A 17,269-nucleotide genomic window follows, 5' to 3' on the forward strand; every position below is an offset into this window, starting at 1 on the left:
GGGGGCGCGGTGCGTCATGGGGTGCGGGCGCGCGGTGAGGGGGCGCGAGCGGCCGCTGTCAATGTCACGTACGTCTCGTATTGGAGGTAGGGTCGGAGGCGGTCGGGGACATCCCATACAGCTCGCCGGTATCTGAACCGGCGTACCAACGAGGAGATCGGTTCGTGACGATCCGCGTAGGCATCAACGGATTCGGCCGCATTGGTCGTAACTACTTCCGCGCGCTCCTGGAGCAGGGCGCGGACATCGAGATCGTCGGTGTCAACGACCTGACCGACAACGCCACCCTGGTCCACCTGCTGAAGTACGACACCATCCTGGGCCGTCTCAAGCAGGACGTCAGCCACACCGACGACACCATCACGGTCGGTGGCCAGACCTTCAAGACGATGGCCGAGCGCGACCCGGCGAACCTCCCCTGGGGCGAGCTCGGCGCCGACATCGTCATCGAGTCCACCGGCATCTTCACCAAGCGCGCCGACGCCGCCAAGCACCTCGCGGCCGGCGCCAAGAAGGTCCTGATCTCCGCGCCCGCCAAGGACGAGGACATCACGATCGTGATGGGCGTCAACCAGGACAAGTACGACGCGGCCAAGCACGACGTCATCTCCAACGCCTCCTGTACCACCAACTGTGTGGCGCCGATGGCCAAGGTTCTCGACGAGAACTTCGGCATCGTCAAGGGCCTGATGACCACGGTGCACGCGTACACCAACGACCAGCGCATCCTGGACTTCCCGCACAGCGACCTGCGCCGCGCGCGCGCCGCCGCGGAGAACATCATCCCGACCACGACCGGTGCCGCCAAGGCCACCGCGCTGGTCCTCCCGCAGCTCAAGGGCAAGCTGGACGGCATCGCCATGCGCGTCCCGGTCCCCACCGGTTCGGTCACCGACCTGGTCATCGAGCTGTCGCGCGAGGTCACCAAGGACGAGGTCAACGCCGCCTTCCAGAAGGCCGCCGAGGGCGAGCTCAAGGGCATCCTGGAGTACACCGAGGACCCGATCGTCTCCTCGGACATCGTCAACTGGCCGGCCTCCTGCACCTTCGACTCCTCCCTCACCATGGCGCAGGGCAAGAGCGTCAAGGTCATCGGCTGGTACGACAACGAGTGGGGCTACTCCAACCGCCTGGTGGACCTGACCACCTACGTCGGCGGCCAGCTCTGATCTCGCCCGCAGGCGCTGGGGACACCCCCTTTGCCGCAGGGCAGGGCACAGCGAAATGAGGACGGGGCTCGTACGGCGCGCGCAAGCGTCGTACGAGCCCCGTCCCATGACCGACCTACGCAACGGAGTCACTTCTCATGAAGACGATCGATGACCTCCAGGTAGCGGGCAAGCGGGTCTTCGTCCGCGCCGACCTGAACGTGCCGCTGGACGGTACGACCATCACCGACGACGGCCGGATCCGCGCCGTCGCGCCGACGATCGCCAAGCTCGCCGCGCGCGGCGCCAAGGTGGTGGTCGCCTCTCACCTGGGCCGTCCCAAGGGCGCCCCGGACCCGGCCTTCTCGCTCGCCCCCGCCGCCGCGCGGCTGGGCGAGATCCTCGGCCAGGACGTGGCCTTCGCGACCGACACGGTCGGCGACTCCGCCCGCTCCGTGGTCGCGGACCTGCGCGACGGCCAGGTGGCCGTCGTGGAGAACCTCCGCTTCAACGCCGGCGAGACCAGCAAGGACGACGCGGAGCGCGGCGCCTTCGCCGACCGGCTCGCCGAGCTCGCGGACCTGTACGTGGGCGACGGCTTCGGCGCCGTGCACCGCAAGCACGCCTCCGTCTACGATCTCCCGGCGCGCCTTCCACACGCCGCCGGCGACCTGATCGCCACCGAGGTCGGCGTGCTGAAGCGGCTCACCGAGGACGTCAAGCGCCCCTACGTCGTCATCCTCGGCGGCGCCAAGGTCTCCGACAAGCTCGCTGTCATCGACGAGCTGCTCGGCAAGGCCGACCGGCTGCTGATCGGCGGCGGCATGGCGTACACCTTCCTCAAGGCCAAGGGCTACGAGGTCGGTATCTCGCTGTTGCAGAAGGACCAGATCCCGGCCGTCACCGAGTACCTGGAGCGCGCGGAGAAGAGCGGCGTCGAGCTGGTCCTCCCCGTGGACATCCTGGCCGCGCGGGACTTCCCGGACCTGAAGACCAAGGCCCCCGCCGACTTCGTCACCGTCGATGCCGACAAGATCCCCGCCGACATGGAGGGGCTGGACATCGGCCCGAAGACCCGTGAGCTGTTCGCGTCGAAGATCGCGGACGCCGGGACGGTGTTCTGGAACGGTCCGGTCGGTGTCGCCGAGCACCCCGACTACGCGGGCGGCACCGCAGCCGTCGCGCAGGCGCTGCTCGACAGCCCCGGATTCACCGTCGTCGGCGGCGGTGACTCAGCCGCGGCCGTGCGCGCGCTCGGCTTCGACGAGAATGCTTTCGGCCACATTTCGACCGGTGGCGGCGCCAGCCTCGAATACCTCGAAGGCAAGACGCTCCCCGGCCTCGCCGCTCTGGAGGACTGAAGAACCGTGACATCCCGCACCCCGCTGATGGCGGGCAACTGGAAGATGAACCTCAACCACCTTGAGGCCATCGCCCACGTCCAGAAGCTCGCCTTCGCGCTCGCCGACAAGGACTTCGAGGCCGTAGAGGTCGCGGTCCTGCCGCCCTTCACCGACCTGCGCTCGGTGCAGACGCTGGTCGACGGCGACAAGCTCAAGATCAAGTACGGCGCCCAGGACATCTCGGCACACGAGTCCGGTGCCTACACCGGTGAGATCTCCGGCCCGATGCTCGCCAAGCTCAAGTGCACCTACGTGGCCGTCGGCCACAGTGAGCGCCGCCAGTACCACGGCGAGAACGAAGAGATCTGCAACGCCAAGGTCAAGGCCGCCTACCAGCACGGCCTCACCCCGATCCTCTGCGTCGGCGAGGGCCTGGACGTCCGCAAGGCCGGCAACCAGGTCACGCACACCCTCGCGCAGGTCGACGGCGCCCTGGACGGCGTCCCGGCCGAGCAGGCCGAGTCCATCGTGATCGCCTACGAGCCGGTCTGGGCCATCGGCACCGGCGAGGTCGCCACACCCGAGGACGCGCAGGAGGTCTGCGGGGCGATCCGCGGCCGCCTCGCCGAGCTCTACAGCCAGGAGCTGGCCGACAAGGTCCGCATCCAGTACGGCGGCTCGGTCAAGTCCGGCAATGTCGCCGCGATCATGGCGCAGCCGGATGTCGACGGCGCGCTCATCGGCGGCGCGGCGCTGGACGCGGAGGAGTTCGTCAAGATCGTCCGCTTCCGCGACCAGTAGCAGCTATGACGACGGGCCCGGCCCGTCGTACCCTGTCGGGGCCGGGTCCGGCGTGCAGTCGCCGCCCGGCCCCGCACCCTTTCGGTGCCGTGCCGTCGCCCCGGGCGCCCGGTAGGCGTCGGCACAACAGTTCCGTCCGTCAGTCCTAGAGAGTTGGTCAAGCCGTGGTCATCGGGTTCTCGATCGCCCTCATCGTCTTCAGCCTGCTGCTGATGATGCTGGTGCTCATGCACAAGGGGAAGGGCGGCGGCCTGTCCGACATGTTCGGTGGCGGCATGCAATCCTCGGTCGGCGGCTCCTCGGTCGCCGAGCGGAACCTCGACCGCATCACCATCGTGGTCGGTCTCCTGTGGTTCGCGTGCATCGTCGTCCTCGGCGTCCTGATGAAGCTCGGCAGCTGACATGCCGTCGGGGACGCGGCTTATCATGAGGGCGGCGTCCTCGGCCGGGGGGTAACTCCTGTCTCTGGACGCGCGTTGGGCCTTACGTAGACTGGAGCGCCCGCAACGCAGCTGCTGTTAGATGCTTTGCAGCACCATTACGCAGGGAGTTACGACCGTGGCAAGTGGCAACGCGATCCGAGGAAGTCGGGTCGGGGCGGGGCCGATGGGGGAGGCCGAGCGCGGCGAGTCCGCGCCGCGCACCCGCATCTCCTTCTGGTGCTCCAACGGGCACGAGACGCAGCCCAGCTTCGCCGGCGACGCGCAGGTTCCGGACACCTGGGACTGCCCGCGCTGTGGTTTCCCGGCCGGCAAGGACCGGGACAGCCCGCCGGACCCGCCGCGCACCGAGCCGTACAAGACCCACCTCGCGTACGTCCGGGAGCGCCGCAGCGACGCCGACGGCGAGGCGATTCTCGCGGAGGCGCTCGCGAAGCTCCGCGGTGAGATCTGACGGATCGGCGGACCTGACGAACGGCCCGGCCGGAGGGGAGTCACCCCCTCCGGCCGGGCCGTTCCGCGTGGTGGCGCGGCCGCCCCGGACCGCCCCAAGCGCCGTACCGGGCACGCTGTCCGGGGCGCCCCCGGCATCTGAGGCAGCGGATGGGGAAGGTGCCCGAGGCCCGTTGTCAGTGGTCGCCCCTACCGTTTTCGTACGCGGACGATCACGGGCGGAGGCGGTATGGCGGGCATCGGGACGGGGAGTGCGCCGGACGCCGGCGCGCTCGCCTGGCGGGGCGGCTTCGGGCGGCTGTGGAGCGCGGCCGCCGTGTCCCGCTTCGGTGACGCGCTGCGCGGTACCGCACTGCCGCTGCTCGCCTACGCCCTCACCGACTCGCCGCTGCTGATCTCGCTCGTCACCGCCTGCGGTTTCCTGCCCTGGCTGCTCTTCGGGCTGCTGGGCGGCGCGGTCGCCGACCGGGTGGATCCGCGGCGGGCGATGTGGGGCGTGGATGTGCTGCGCGGTCTGCTGATGGCCGGTTTCGCGGTGGCGGTGGCGCTCGGCCAGGCGGGCATCGGGCTGCTGATCGCGCTGGCCTTCGCCCTCACCACCCTCCAGACGCTCTTCGACAACGCCGCCACGGTCCTGCTGCCGTCGGTGGTGCCCACCGGGGCGCTGGCCACCGCCAACGCCCGGCTGATGACCGGCCAGGAGGTGCTGGGGCGGTTCGTCGGGGGCCCGGTGGCGCCGGCGCTCCTCGCGCTGGGCGCCGCGGTGCCCTTCCTCGCCGACGCGGCGACGTACCTGCTGGCGGCCGCCCTCGTCGCCTCGCTGCGGATCACCGCGCCACCCGGGCCGCCGGCCGCGCCGGGGCGCACCGTCCGGCACGAAATAGGCGACGGCATACGGGCGTTGTGGCGCGACCGGGTGCTGCGCGCGTGCTGCGCGGCCGTCGCGCTGGGCAATGTCGGCGTCGGCGCACTGATCGGCACGCTCGTGGTGCTGGTCAAGGGCCGGCTGGGTGCCGGGGACACCGGCTATGTCCTCGTGACGACCGGATACGGCATCGGCATGGTGCTGGGCGGGCTGCTGGCCGGCCGGGTGGTGGCCGCCCTCGGCGGACCGGTCCGTACCCTGCTCGGCGCGGGCCTGTCGCAGGCCGCCGCGCTGATGCTCTTCGGGATGGTGCGCTCACTGGTGGCGGCGGCCGTGCTGCTGGGCCTGTTCGGCTTCGCCGGGATGGTGTGGAACGTCCTGGAGACCACCGTCGTGCAGCAGCGCAGCCCCGCCGAGCTGCTCGGCCGGATCAGCGCCGCGTTCCGTACGGTCTCCACGGCCGGAGTCCCGCTGGGGGCGCTGCTGGGGGGTGTGGCGGCCGCGGCGTGGGGCGCCAACCCCCCGGCGCTGCTGGCCGGCGCCCTGCTGGGCGGTGGCACGCTCGCCCTGATACCCGTCCGCACCGCGTTCGACGGCAGTCGGACATCTCATACCGTGCCCTGATCAATTAGGTTGGGGACGGCGGGGCCGGTACGAGATGAGAAGGCTGATGTCCGAGATGAACGCAGAAGGCCGCAGCAGGCTCGACCAGATGCCTGAGTGGACCGCGCTGGGCAAGCACCGGGAGCAGCTGGGGGAGGTGCAGCTGCGCGACCTGTTCGCCCAGGATCCCGAGCGCGCCGGGCGCTACACCCTCCAGGTCGGCGATCTCCACCTGGACTACTCCAAGCACCTGGTCACCGACGAGACGCTGCTGCTGCTGCGCGAGCTGGCCGCGGCGGCCGGGGTGGCCGGTCTGCGGGACGCGATGTTCCGCGGTGAGAAGATCAACACCACCGAGCAGCGCGCCGTACTGCACACCGCGCTGCGCGCGCCCGGCTCGGCCGTCATCACCACCGGCGGCGAGAACGTCGTCCCCGCGGTGCACGCGGTACTGACGAAGATGGGCACCTTCGCCGAACGGGTCCGCTCCGGCGACTGGCGGGGCCACACCGGCAAGCGCATCAAGACCGTCGTCAACATCGGCATCGGCGGCTCCGACCTGGGCCCGGCGATGGCGTACGAGGCGCTGCGCGCCTACACCCAGCGGGACATGCAGTTCCGCTTCGTCTCCAACGTGGACGGCGCCGACCTGCACGAGGCGCTGCGCGACCTCGACCCGGCGGAGACGCTCTTCATCATCGCCTCGAAGACCTTCACCACCATCGAGACGATCACCAACGCCACTTCGGCCCGCGACTGGCTGCTGACCGGTCTGGGCGCCGGTGACGAGGCGGTGGCCAAGCACTTCGTGGCCCTGTCGACCAACGCCGAGAAGGTGTCGGAGTTCGGCATCGACACGACCAACATGTTCGAGTTCTGGGACTGGGTCGGCGGCCGCTATTCGTACGACTCCGCGATCGGCCTGTCGCTGATGATCGCGATCGGCCAGGAGCGGTTCCGCGAGATGCTGGCCGGCTTCCACCTCGTGGACGAGCACTTCCGCTGCGCCCCGCCGGAGGAGAACGCCCCGCTGCTGCTGGGCCTGCTGGGCATCTGGTACGGCAACTTCTGGGACGCGCAGTCGCACGCGGTTCTGCCCTACAGCCACTACCTCGCCAAGTTCACCGCCTATCTCCAGCAGCTGGACATGGAGTCCAACGGCAAGTCCGTGGACCGCGACGGCCGGCCGGTGCACTGGCAGACCGGCCCGGTCGTCTGGGGCACTCCGGGCACCAACGGCCAGCACGCCTACTACCAGCTGCTCCACCAGGGCACGAAGATGATCCCGGCCGACCTCATCGGCTTCGCCCGGCCGGTCGACGACCTCCGGCCCGGTCTGGTCGCCCAGCACGACCTGCTGATGGCCAACCTCTTCGCACAGGGCCAGGCGCTCGCCTTCGGCAAGACGCCGGACGAGGTGCGCGCCGAGGGCGTGGCCGAGGACCTGGTGCCGCACAAGACCTTCAAGGGCAACCGCCCCACCACCACGATCCTGGCCAAGGAGCTCAGCCCGTCCGTACTGGGCCAGCTGATCGCGCTCTACGAGCACAAGGTCTTCGTCCAGGGCGCCGTATGGAACATCGACTCCTTCGACCAGTGGGGCGTGGAGCTGGGCAAGGTCCTCGCCAAGCGCGTGGAGCCCGCACTGACGGACGGCGCCGAGGTGCCGGGCCTGGACGCCTCCACGGCCAATCTGGTCACCAAGTACCGTGAGCTGCGCGGCCGTTGACCGAAGGCGCCACGGCGCCGCCCGCCCGTGACAACGTCTGCGGCCCCGCCCTCCCGGAGGAGGACGGGGCCGCAGACGTTGTCCGTGCCGGCTACGCCGAGGCGGGCGGGTAGAGGCCGCGCGGCAGTTGGGCCGCCGCCGCCTCGTCCAGCAGCCAGAGCGTCCGGCTGCGGCCGCGGGCGCCGGCCGCCGGGGTCTGGACCTCCCCGGCCCCGGAGAGCGCGAGGGCCGCGGCCCCCGCCTTGTCCGCACCGGCCGCCAGCAGCCAGACCTCGCGCGCCGCGCGGATCGCGGGCAGGGTCAGGGAGAGGCGGGTGGGCGGCGGCTTGGGCGCGCCGCGCACGCCGACCACCGTCCGCTCCTTCTCGCGCACCGCGGGCAGCTCGGGGAAGAGCGAGGCCACATGGGTGTCCGGGCCGACGCCCAGCAGCAGGACGTCGAAGGACGGCACCGGGCCGTGGTCCTCGGGGCCCGCCGCGGCGGCCAGTTCGGCCGCGTACGCCTCCGCCGCGGCGTCCGCGTCGTTGCCGTACGCGCCGCCCGAGGCTGCCATCGGGTGCACCCGGGCCGGGTCCAGCGGGACGCTGTCCAGCAGCACCTCGCGGGCCTGGGTGTAGTTGCGCTCCGGGTCGCCGTCCGGCACGAACCGCTCGTCGCCCCACCACAGGTCGAGGCGGGACCAGTCCACCGCGTCCCGGGCGGGCGCCTCGGCGAGGGCCGCGAGCAGCCCGTTGCCGTTGCGCCCGCCGGTCAGGACCACGGAGGCGGTGCCGCGGGCGGCCTGGGCGTCCACGATCTTCGTGATCAGCCGGGCCGCCGCGGCCCGCGCCATCAGCTCCTTGTCGCGGTGGACGACGACCTGCGGAGTGCTCACTTGGCGGCTGCCTTCTTAGCGGCCGGCTTCTTCGCCGCCGCGGGCTTGGCCGGGGCCGCCTCGGTGCCGGCGGACTCAGCCGGTGCCGCGTCCGCCGCAGCCGCCGCCGGTTCCCCGGTCGGGCCGGTGAGCCGGTCCACGCCGAACTTCAGCGCCGCGGCGTAGGTGTCGTCCGGGTCGAGCCGACGCAGCTCCTCGGCGAGCAGTTCGGCGGTCTCCCGCCGCTTGAGCGCCACCGCGCGGTCCGGCTGGCCGCGCATGGAGAGCGTGGCCAGCGCGCCGTCCGGGCGGTCCAGCACGATCGGGCCGCCGCTGGTCTCCATGCGGACGGCCGTCAGCCCCGGGCCGGCCGACAGGCTGCGCTTGACCGGGACGTTCAGCCGGCCGGCGAGCCACATGGCGAGCAGTTCGCCGCTGGGGTTGAGCTCCTCGCCCTCGACCTCGGCCGAGGTGACCGTGCACGGCATCTGGTCCAGCGCCGCCGCGAGCATGGAGCGCCACGGGGTGGTGCGGGTCCAGGCCAGATCGGTGTCGCCGGGGGTGTAGGTGTCCGCGCGCTTGGTCAGCTCCGCGATGGGCTGCTCGGCGGTGTAGGCGTCGGTGACGCGTCGCTGGGCGAGCGCGCCGAGCGGGTCCTTCGCGGGGTCCAGCGGGGAGTTCACCGCCCACCAGACCACCACCGGGGCGTCCGGCAGCAGCAGCGGCAGCACCACGGACTGGGCGTGGTTGATCGCCTCGCCGTACAGCCGGAGTATGACCGTCTCGCCGGTGCCGGCGTCCGCGCCCACCCGTACCTCGGCGTCCAGGCGGGCCTTGGCGCGGTCGCGCGGCGACCGACTGACCCGCTTGATGACGACGAGGGTGCGCGAGGGGTGCTCGCGCGAGGCGTTGTTGGCCGCCTTCAGAGCGTCGTAGGCGTTCTCCTCGTCGGTGACGATGACGAGGGTGAGCACCATGCCGACGGCGGGGGTGCCGACGGCGCGACGGCCTTCCACCAGCGCCTTGTTGATCTTGCTGGCCGTGGTTTCCGTCAGATCGATCTTCATGGGCGACGCCAGCTCCGTCCGTCTCGTGCGAGCATTTCGTCCGCCTCGACGGGGCCCCAGGTGCCCGCCGGGTACTGCGCGGGCTTGCCGTGCGCGTCCCAGTACTCCTCGATCGGGTCGAGGATCCGCCAGGACTGCTCGACCTCTTCCAGCCGCGGGAAGAGGTTGGCGTCACCGAGCAGGACGTCGAGGATGAGCCGCTCGTACGCCTCGGGGCTGGACTCCGTGAAGGACTCGCCGTACGCGAAGTCCATCGACACGTCCCGCACCTCCATCGAGGTGCCCGGCACCTTGGAGCCGAACCGGACGGTCACACCCTCGTCCGGCTGTACCCGGATGACCAGGGCGTTCTGCCCCAGCTCCTCGGTGGCGGTGTGGTCGAAGGGGGAGTGCGGCGCGCGCTGGAAGACCACCGCGATCTCGGTGACCCGGCGGCCCAGCCGCTTGCCGGTGCGCAGGTAGAAGGGGACGCCCGCCCAGCGGCGGTTGTCCACCTTCAGCTTGATGGCGGCGTAGGTGTCGGTCTTCGACTTGGGGTCGATACCGTCTTCCTGGAGATAGCCGACGGCCTCCTCGCCGCCCTGCCAGCCGGCCGCGTACTGGGCGCGCACCGTCTCCTTGCCGAGGTTCTCCGGCAGCCGGACGGCGCCCAGCACCTTGGTCTTCTCCGCGACCAGCGCGTCCGCGTCGAAGGAGGAGGGCTCCTCCATCGCGGTCAGCGCGAGCAGCTGGAGAAGGTGGTTCTGGATGACGTCGCGGGCGGCGCCGATGCCGTCGTAGTAGCCGGCCCGGCCGCCGATGCCGATGTCCTCGGCCATCGTGATCTGTACGTGGTCGACGTACGACCGGTTCCAGATCGGCTCGAACATCGTGTTGGCGAACCGCAGCGCCAGGATGTTCTGGACCGTCTCCTTGCCGAGGTAGTGGTCGATCCGGAAGACCTCGTGCGGCGGGAAGACCTCGTGGACGATCCGGTTGAGCTCCTGGGCGCTCTTCAGGTCGTGGCCGAAGGGCTTCTCGATGACCGCGCGGCGCCAGGAGTCCTCCTTCTGGTCGGCCAGCCCGTGCTTCTTGAGCTGCTGGACGACCTTGGGGAAGAACTTCGGCGGCACGGACAGGTAGAAGGCGAAGTTGCCGCCGGTGCCCTGCGCCTTGTCCAGCTCCTGGATCGTGTCCTTGAGCGTCTCGAAGGCTTCGTCGTCGTCGAAGTCGCCCTGCACGAAGCGGCAGCCCTGGACCAGCTGCTGCCAGACCTCCTCGCGGAAGGGCGTGCGGGCGTGCTGTTTGACGGCCTCGTGCACCACCTCCGCGAAGTCCTCGTCCTGCCACTCGCGGCGGGCGAACCCGATGAGCGAGAAGCCCGGCGGCAGCAGGCCGCGGTTGGCGAGGTCGTATACGGCAGGCATCAGCTTTTTACGGGACAAATCGCCCGTGACGCCAAAGATGACCAGGCCGGACGGCCCCGCGATACGCGGGAGCCGCCGGTCCTGGGCGTCACGCAGCGGATTGCTGCTGGACAAGTTGGTCAGCCCTCCGAAGGAGCGAGGCGCTTGAGCTCCGCCTCAGTGGACTTGAGCAGGTCGTTCCAGGACGCCTCGAACTTCTCGACGCCCTCGTCCTCCAGGAGCCGCACGACGTCGTCGTACGAGATCCCGAGCGCGGCCAGCGCGTCCAGGTCGGCCTGCGCCGCCGCGTAACCGCCGCGCACGGTGTCGCCCGTGATCCGGCCGTGGTCGGCGGTGGCCTCCAGGGTGGCCTCCGGCATGGTGTTGACGGTGCCGGGGGCGACCAGTTCGTCGACGTACAGCGTGTCCTTGTAGGCCGGGTCCTTGACACCGGTCGAGGCCCACAGCGGACGCTGCTTGTTGCCGTGCGCCTTGTCGAGCGCGGCCCAGCGGTCCGAGGAGAAGACCTCCTCGTACGCCTGGTAGGCCAGCCGGGCGTTGGCCAGCGCGGCCTTGCCCTTGAGGGCCTTGGCCTCGTCGGTGCCCAGCTTGTCCAGGCGCTTGTCGATCTCGCTGTCCACCCGGGAGACGAAGAACGAGGCCACCGAGTGGATCTTGGCGAGGTCGAGGCCGGCGGCCTGGGCCTTCTCCAGCCCCGCGAGGTAGGCGTCCATGACCTCGCGGTAGCGCTCCAGCGAGAAGATCAGCGTGACGTTGACGCTGATGCCCCTGCCGATGACCTCGGTGATCGCCGGCAGACCGGCCTTGGTCGCCGGGATCTTGATGAGGGTGTTGGGACGGTCCACCAGCCAGGCGAGCTGCTTGGCCTCGGCGATCGTCGGGACGGTGTGGTGGGCCAGGCGCGGGTCGACCTCGATGGAGACCCGGCCGTCCTGGCCGTCCGTGGCGTCGAAGACCGGCCGCAGGATGTCGGCGGCGTCCCGGACGTCCGCCGTCGTGATCATGCGGATGGCTTCCTCGACGGTGACCTTGCGGGAGGCGAGGTCGGCGAGCTGCTGCTGGTAGCCGTCGCCCGCGGAGATCGCCTTCTGGAAGATCGACGGGTTGGTGGTGACGCCGACGACGTGCTGCTGGTCGATCAGCTCGGCGAGGTTGCCGGACGTGATGCGCTTGCGCGACAGGTCGTCCAGCCAGATCGCGACGCCTTCGTCGGAGAGGCGCTTGAGTGCGTCTGTCATGGGTTCTGCATCTCCTACTTGTCGTATACCGGCGTCAGCGCGCGGCGGCTTCGAGGGATTCCCGGGCGGCGGCGGCCACCGCGTCGGCGGTGAAGCCGAACTCGCGGAAGAGGACCTTGCCGTCGGCGGAGGCGCCGAAGTGCTCCAGGGACACGATGCGGCCGGCGTCCCCGACGAAGCGGTGCCAGGTCAGGCCGATACCGGCCTCGACGGCGACCCGCGCCTTGACGGCGGGCGGCAGCACGCGCTCGCGGTAGTCCTGGTCCTGCTCGTCGAACCACTCGACCGACGGCATCGAGACGACCCGCGCCGGGACGCCCTCGGCCTGGAGCTGCTCGCGCGCCTCGACTGCGAGCTGCACCTCGGAGCCGGTGCCGATCAGCACCACCTGGGGTGCGATGGGCTGCCCGTCGGCGCCTTCGGCCTCGAACAGGATGTAGCCGCCCTTGGCCGCGTCCTCGTTCGCCTCGTACGTCGGCACGCCCTGGCGGGTCAGCGCCAGGCCGTGCGGGGCGCCCTTGCCGAACTCCTTGGTGTAGCGCTTGAGGATCTCGCGCCACGCGATGACGGTCTCGTTGGCGTCGGCCGGGCGCACGACGTTCAGGCCCGGGATGGCGCGCAGCGAGGCCAGGTGCTCGACCGGCTGGTGGGTCGGGCCGTCCTCGCCCAGCCCGATGGAGTCGTGCGTCCACACGTACGTCACCGGCAGGTGCATCAGCGCGGACAGCCGGACGGCGTTGCGCATGTAGTCGGAGAACACCAGGAAGGTGCCGCCGTAGATGCGGGTGTTGCCGTGCAGCGCGATGCCGTTCATCTCCGCGGCCATGGAGTGCTCGCGGATACCGAAGTGGATCGTGCGGCCGTACGGGTCGGCGCCGGGCAGCGGGTTGCCCTTCGGCAGGAACGAGGAGTTCTTGTCGATGGTGGTGTTGTTCGAGCCCGCGAGGTCGGCGGAGCCGCCCCACAGCTCGGGGATGACCGCACCGAGCGCCTGGAGGACCTTGCCGGACGCGGCACGGGTGGCCACGGCCTTGCCGGTCTCGAACGCCGGGAGCTGGTCCTGCCAGCCCTCGGGCAGCTCGCCCGCGGCGATCCGGTCGAACTCGGCGGCGCGCTGCGGGTTGGCGGTGCGCCAGGCGGCGAACGCCTTCTCCCACTTGGCCTTGGCCTCGCGGCCGCGGTCGAGGGCGGCGCGGGTGTGCGCGATGACCTCGTCGGAGACCTCGAAGCTCCGCTCCGGGTCGAAGCCCAGGACCCGCTTGGTGGCGGCGACCTCCTCCGCGCCCAGCGCCGAGCCGTGCGCGGCCTCGGTGTTCTGGGCGTGCGGGGCCGGCCAGGCGATGATCGAGCGGGCCGCGATGAACGACGGGCGCTCGGTCTCCGCCTTGGCGGCCTGGAGGGCCTTGGCCAGCGCGACCGGGTCCAGGTCGCCGTTGGGCAGCTGCGCCACCCGCTGGACGTGCCAGCCGTACGCCTCGTACCGCTTGAGCGTGTCCTCGGAGACCGCGGTCTGCGTGTCACCCTCGATGGAGATGTGGTTGTCGTCCCACAGCAGTACGAGGTTGCCGAGCTTCTGGTGGCCCGCGAGCGAGGACGCCTCGGCGGAGATGCCCTCCTGGAGGCAGCCGTCACCGGCGATGGCGTAGATGGTGTGGTCGAAGGGCGAGGTGCCCGGCGCCGCCTCCGGGTCGAAGAGGCCGCGCTCGTAGCGGGCGGCCATCGCCATGCCCACGGCGTTGGCGACACCCTGGCCCAGCGGGCCGGTGGTGGTCTCCACGCCGGTGGTGTGGCCGTACTCGGGGTGGCCGGGGGTCTTCGAGCCCCAGGTGCGGAAAGCTTCGAGGTCGTCCAGCTCCAGGCCGTAGCCGGCGAGGTAGAGCTGGATGTACAGGGTCAGGCTGGAGTGGCCGGCGGAGAGGACGAACCGGTCGCGGCCGGTCCAGTTCGCGTCGGCGGGGTCGTGCCGCATCAGCTTCTGGAAGAGAAGATAGGCGGCCGGCGCCAGGCTCATGGCCGTACCCGGATGGCCGTTACCGACCTTCTGCACGGAATCCATGGCCAGGACGCGGACGGTGTCAACGGCCCGCTGGTCCAGCTCGGTCCACTCGAAATCTGTGGTGGTCGGCTTGGTGCTCACCCTGAGTCAGGGCTCCTCTCCACATGTCGAATGCCGCGGACCGGTATGTCCGCCAGGCGGTGTCGAGCCTACCCCCGCAAGTGCGTGCGCCTTTTCGACTCGTGGTCGGTGGCGGCACCCGGGAAGGACGTCGCTCCGGGCAACGGAACCACTGCTTCCGGAATTCCTCCCGGAGGCGGCGGTCGTACGACCAGACTGCCGGGCGGCGCCGGCATTCGCCTCCTGAACACCGGGTGATCGCGGGGAGCGCGGTGCGGCGCCGGTGCCGCGGCCCGCGCCCAACACGACCGCACCCCCGCGAAGATCGCGATATCCCCAACGTCTAAAGTGGCGTGGTACGCGCAAGCCTTGACCGGCCTCCATCGCCGGGTGTGCTTGCTGGCCTTATCTCCGCGGCGGATGCCGCAGACGTTACTTCCAGGGGTGTGCGTGACGGCCGTCGAATCCCGTCCTGCGGGGGCGCTCTCTCAGGGCCCCGGGAGTCCCGGCAACCGGCCGTTCGGGGCCCGTGTCAAGGCGTTCGTGATCCTCACCAAGCCGCGGGTCATCGAATTGCTGCTGATGACCACCGTGCCGGTGATGTTCCTGGCGGCCGGGGGCGTGCCCGATCTGTGGCTGGTGCTCGCGACCTGCATCGGCGGTTATCTCTCCGCCGGCGGCGCGGCCGCCTTCAACATGTACCTCGACCGCGACATCGACGCCCTGATGGACCGCACCGCCCAGCGCCCGCTGGTCACCGGCATGGTCTCGCCGCGTGAGGGCCTGGTCTTCGCGTCCGTCCTCACCGTGGTCTCGGTGGCCTGGTTCTGGGTCTTCGTCAACCTGCTCTCCGCGGTGCTCTCGTTCGCCGCGCTGCTCTTCTACGTCGTCGGCTACACGATGATCCTCAAGCGGCGCACCGCGCAGAACATCGTCTGGGGCGGTATCGCGGGCTGTATGCCGGTCTTCATCGGCTGGTCCGCGGTGACGAACTCGGTCTCCTGGGCCGCGGTGATCCTCTTCCTCGTCATGTTCTTCTGGACGCCGCCGCACTACTGGCCGCTGTCGATGAAGGTCCAGGAGGACTACGCGCGGGTCGGCGTGCCGATGCTGCCGGTCATCGCGGGCAACAAGGTCGTCGCGCGCCAGATCGTCCTCTACAGCTGGGCGATGGTCGCCGTCTCGCTGCTGCTCCAGCCGCTCGGCTACACCGGCTGGTTCTACACCGCCGTCGCGGTCGCCTGCGGCGCCTTCTGGCTCAAGGAGGCGCACGGCCTCCAGGCCCGCGCCAAGGCCGGGCTCACCGGCGCCAAGCTCAAGGAGATGCGGCTGTTCCACTGGTCCATCACCTATGTGTCGCTGCTCTTCGTCGCCGTCGCCGTGGACCCCTTCCTCCGCTGATTACCGGCGGGTAGCATGCTGTCCATGGCAGACACCCAGCAGGCGGACGAGCAGACGGCGGACGACGCCGTGGCCGAGGTGCGGGCCCGTCGGCGGGCCGCCCGGCGCACGGCCAGGCTCGCCAAGGAGATCCGGGCCTTCGCCGGGTCGCACGGCGGCAGCGCCGAGGGCCAGCTCGCGCACATCGGCCGCGGCCGTACCCGAATCGCTCTCGTCGGCGCCAACGGCGAGTGGGGAAACCTCGTCGCGGAGTCCTTCACCACCGCCAGGGAGGCCGCCGAACAGGCCGGCATCACCCTCCAGGAGGACTTCGACGGCCCCCTCGCCGCCAAGGTCCGCACCGGCCCCTATGAGTGGTCCCGGATGGCGGGCCTCCAGCTGGGCGGCCCGGCCAACCCCTGAGGCCGGTCCCGGACCGGTCCGCTGAACCACGGAGCCCACCGGGCGCGGAGTGCCGCGCCGGGTGGGCTTTCGGCTGTCTGCGGGAGGCGCGGGCTTCCGGCCGGGGCCGGCCGGTGCGGTCGCGGTGCGGTCGCGGTGCGGCGCCGTGGACCGCCGCGGGTGCCCGCGCGGGTCTCCCGGCGGACGGACGACGGCCCCTGCCCCCGGGGAGATGCCCGGGGGCAGGGGCCGTCCGTCAAGCCGTTGGCCGGGCCGGTGTCCGGCCGGGCCGGTGACCGCGCAGGGTCTACCGGGCGGCCGGGGCCTTCGCCGGCTGCTCCGCCGGGGGCGCGGTGTCCGTGGCGTCCCCGGCGTCCTCGGCGGGTGCCGGTGCGGCGGGTACGGGGCCGCGGTCGCGCAGCGCCAGGAAGATCCGCAGGACGCCGATCCAGACCAGCGTGGAGCCGAACATGTGCAGGCCGACGACCAGCTCCGGCTGGCCGTTGAAGTACTGGACGTAGCCGATCACGCCCTGGAAGGCGAGGCAGCCGAACAGCTCCAGGACGGCGCGGCGCGGCGCGGCGGGGGCCTTGACGGCGCGCAGCGTGAACCACAGGGCGACGCTCAGACCGACGACGATGTAGACGAAGTCGACATGGAGCTGGGTGATCTCCTGCCAGTCCAGCGGGATGCGGTGGACGTCCTTGGAGGCGTCGCCCGCGTGCTGGCCCGAGCCCGTCACGACCGTACCGATGACGGTCAGCGCGGCGGTGGCCAGCACCAGTACGAAGGCGAGCTGGCGGGCCGGCCGGGCGACCAGGTCGCGCGGTTCCCCGTCGCCTTCGCCGGCCCGCTTCCAGGACACCACGGCGACCGTGAGCAGGCCGGTGGAGAGCAGGAAGTGCGAGCTGACGATGTACGGGTTGAGGCCGGTCAGGACCGTGATGCCGCCGACGACGGCGTTGCCCATGACGATCCAGAACTGGGCCCAGCCGAGCCGGGTCAGCGAGCGGCGGCGCGGGTGGCGGGCGCGGGCGGCGATGATGAACAGCCCGACGACGACGCACAGCACGCCGGTCAGCGCGCGGTTGCCGAACTCGACGATGCCGTTGATGCCCATCGCCGGCGTCGGCGTCAGGCTCTCCGCCGTGCAGGTGGGCCAGGTCGGGCAGCCGAGGCCGGACTCGGTGAGACGGACCGCCCCGCCGGTCACGACGATGATCACGGCCATGATGACGGTGGCCAGCGCGGCCCGCTCCACGAAGCGCGCGGACGGCTGCCAGCGGCGGGCGATCAGCTCAAGGGGATTCAGCGTGTTCGGCACGGGAGCCATCGTAGGGGGCCCCTTGTGCAAACTTTCACGAGGGGTGCGTATCGCAACGGAACCGGACGGGGCGATCAGCCGTGCGGCCCCGTCCGGGTCGT

At 71.0% G+C, this 17,269-nt stretch carries 15 protein-coding genes; 9 read left to right on the top strand and 6 right to left on the bottom strand.

Annotation, left to right across the window (positions count from 1 at the left end):
• The first annotated feature begins 164 nt into the window (after window positions 1–164).
• The 7 genes from gap (at window position 165) to pgi (ending at window position 7,382) form a co-directional block, all read left to right on the top strand.
• Entirely contained in the window at window positions 165–1,169 is a 1,005-nt protein-coding gene (gene gap, locus ACLJWH_RS07825; RefSeq protein ID WP_411140843.1) for a type I glyceraldehyde-3-phosphate dehydrogenase, read from the top strand.
• A gap of 137 nt (window positions 1,170–1,306) precedes the next feature.
• Window positions 1,307–2,509, top strand: a complete 1,203-nt coding sequence (locus tag ACLJWH_RS07830) for a phosphoglycerate kinase (protein WP_411140844.1) — start codon at window positions 1,307–1,309, stop codon at window positions 2,507–2,509.
• Window positions 2,510–2,515: 6 nt separating this feature from the next.
• Window positions 2,516–3,292, top strand: coding sequence for a triose-phosphate isomerase (gene tpiA / locus ACLJWH_RS07835; protein ID WP_411140845.1), 777 nt, complete (start codon window positions 2,516–2,518; stop codon window positions 3,290–3,292).
• A gap of 164 nt (window positions 3,293–3,456) precedes the next feature.
• Complete coding sequence (secG, locus tag ACLJWH_RS07840) at window positions 3,457–3,693, top strand: preprotein translocase subunit SecG (protein WP_345082886.1); 237 nt, start codon at window positions 3,457–3,459, stop codon at window positions 3,691–3,693.
• Window positions 3,694–3,850: 157 nt separating this feature from the next.
• Window positions 3,851–4,186: an RNA polymerase-binding protein RbpA gene (locus ACLJWH_RS07845; protein WP_006606296.1), complete on the top strand. Its 336-nt coding sequence runs from the start codon at window positions 3,851–3,853 to the stop codon at window positions 4,184–4,186.
• 228 nt (window positions 4,187–4,414) lie between these two features.
• Window positions 4,415–5,674 (top strand): MFS transporter, encoded by a 1,260-nt coding sequence (locus ACLJWH_RS07850; RefSeq protein WP_411140846.1) that lies wholly within the window; start codon window positions 4,415–4,417, stop codon window positions 5,672–5,674.
• Between the two features lie 55 nt (window positions 5,675–5,729).
• Window positions 5,730–7,382: a glucose-6-phosphate isomerase gene (gene pgi / locus ACLJWH_RS07855; protein WP_411140900.1), complete on the top strand. Its 1,653-nt coding sequence runs from the start codon at window positions 5,730–5,732 to the stop codon at window positions 7,380–7,382.
• Between the two features lie 91 nt (window positions 7,383–7,473).
• Here pgi and pgl read toward each other — a convergent pair whose 3' ends face one another.
• From pgl to tkt, 5 genes are read right to left on the bottom strand one after another with little or no spacing between them, the layout of a single operon-like run.
• Window positions 7,474–8,256 (bottom strand): 6-phosphogluconolactonase, encoded by a 783-nt coding sequence (pgl, locus tag ACLJWH_RS07860; RefSeq protein ID WP_411140847.1) that lies wholly within the window; start codon window positions 8,254–8,256, stop codon window positions 7,474–7,476.
• Window positions 8,253–9,302, bottom strand: coding sequence for a glucose-6-phosphate dehydrogenase assembly protein OpcA (gene opcA / locus ACLJWH_RS07865; RefSeq protein WP_411140848.1), 1,050 nt, complete (start codon window positions 9,300–9,302; stop codon window positions 8,253–8,255). Before opcA ends, pgl begins: the two co-directional genes overlap by 4 nt.
• Entirely contained in the window at window positions 9,299–10,822 is a 1,524-nt protein-coding gene (zwf, locus tag ACLJWH_RS07870; protein ID WP_411140849.1) for a glucose-6-phosphate dehydrogenase, read from the bottom strand. Before zwf ends, opcA begins: the two co-directional genes overlap by 4 nt.
• Before the next feature lie 5 nt (window positions 10,823–10,827).
• Complete coding sequence (gene tal / locus ACLJWH_RS07875) at window positions 10,828–11,946, bottom strand: transaldolase (protein ID WP_411140850.1); 1,119 nt, start codon at window positions 11,944–11,946, stop codon at window positions 10,828–10,830.
• Window positions 11,947–11,980: 34 nt separating this feature from the next.
• Entirely contained in the window at window positions 11,981–14,083 is a 2,103-nt protein-coding gene (gene tkt, locus ACLJWH_RS07880) for a transketolase (protein WP_411140851.1), read from the bottom strand.
• A 429-nt stretch (window positions 14,084–14,512) separates the two neighbouring features.
• Between tkt and ACLJWH_RS07885 the strand changes: the two genes are divergently transcribed.
• Both ACLJWH_RS07885 and ACLJWH_RS07890 read left to right on the top strand, forming a co-directional pair.
• Complete coding sequence (locus ACLJWH_RS07885) at window positions 14,513–15,463, top strand: heme o synthase (RefSeq protein WP_411140852.1); 951 nt, start codon at window positions 14,513–14,515, stop codon at window positions 15,461–15,463.
• Between the two features lie 15 nt (window positions 15,464–15,478).
• A complete protein-coding gene (locus tag ACLJWH_RS07890; RefSeq protein ID WP_411140853.1) occupies window positions 15,479–15,865 on the top strand; it encodes a hypothetical protein in 387 nt (128 codons plus the stop codon).
• A 286-nt stretch (window positions 15,866–16,151) separates the two neighbouring features.
• On the opposite strand, the gene ACLJWH_RS07895 is transcribed toward ACLJWH_RS07890, so the two are convergent.
• Window positions 16,152–17,168 (bottom strand): COX15/CtaA family protein, encoded by a 1,017-nt coding sequence (locus tag ACLJWH_RS07895; RefSeq protein WP_411140854.1) that lies wholly within the window; start codon window positions 17,166–17,168, stop codon window positions 16,152–16,154.
• Between the last annotated feature and the right edge of the window lie 101 nt (window positions 17,169–17,269).

This window comes from Streptomyces sp. x-80, assembly GCF_046549095.1.
GTDB lineage: Bacteria > Actinomycetota > Actinomycetes > Streptomycetales > Streptomycetaceae > Streptomyces > Streptomyces celluloflavus.

Bases quoted from the DNA above. Each gene is read 5' to 3' on its own strand.
- ACLJWH_RS07830 (WP_411140844.1), top strand. From the start codon at position 1,307: ATGAAGACGATCGATGACCTCCAGGTAGCGGGCAAGCGGGTCTTCGTC.
- ACLJWH_RS07850 (WP_411140846.1), top strand. From the start codon at position 4,415: ATGGCGGGCATCGGGACGGGGAGTGCGCCGGACGCCGGCGCGCTCGCC.
- pgi (WP_411140900.1), top strand. From the start codon at position 5,730: ATGAACGCAGAAGGCCGCAGCAGGCTCGACCAGATGCCTGAGTGGACC.
- opcA (WP_411140848.1), bottom strand. From the start codon at position 9,302: ATGAAGATCGATCTGACGGAAACCACGGCCAGCAAGATCAACAAGGCG.
- tal (WP_411140850.1), bottom strand. From the start codon at position 11,946: ATGACAGACGCACTCAAGCGCCTCTCCGACGAAGGCGTCGCGATCTGG.
- ACLJWH_RS07890 (WP_411140853.1), top strand. From the start codon at position 15,479: ATGCTGTCCATGGCAGACACCCAGCAGGCGGACGAGCAGACGGCGGAC.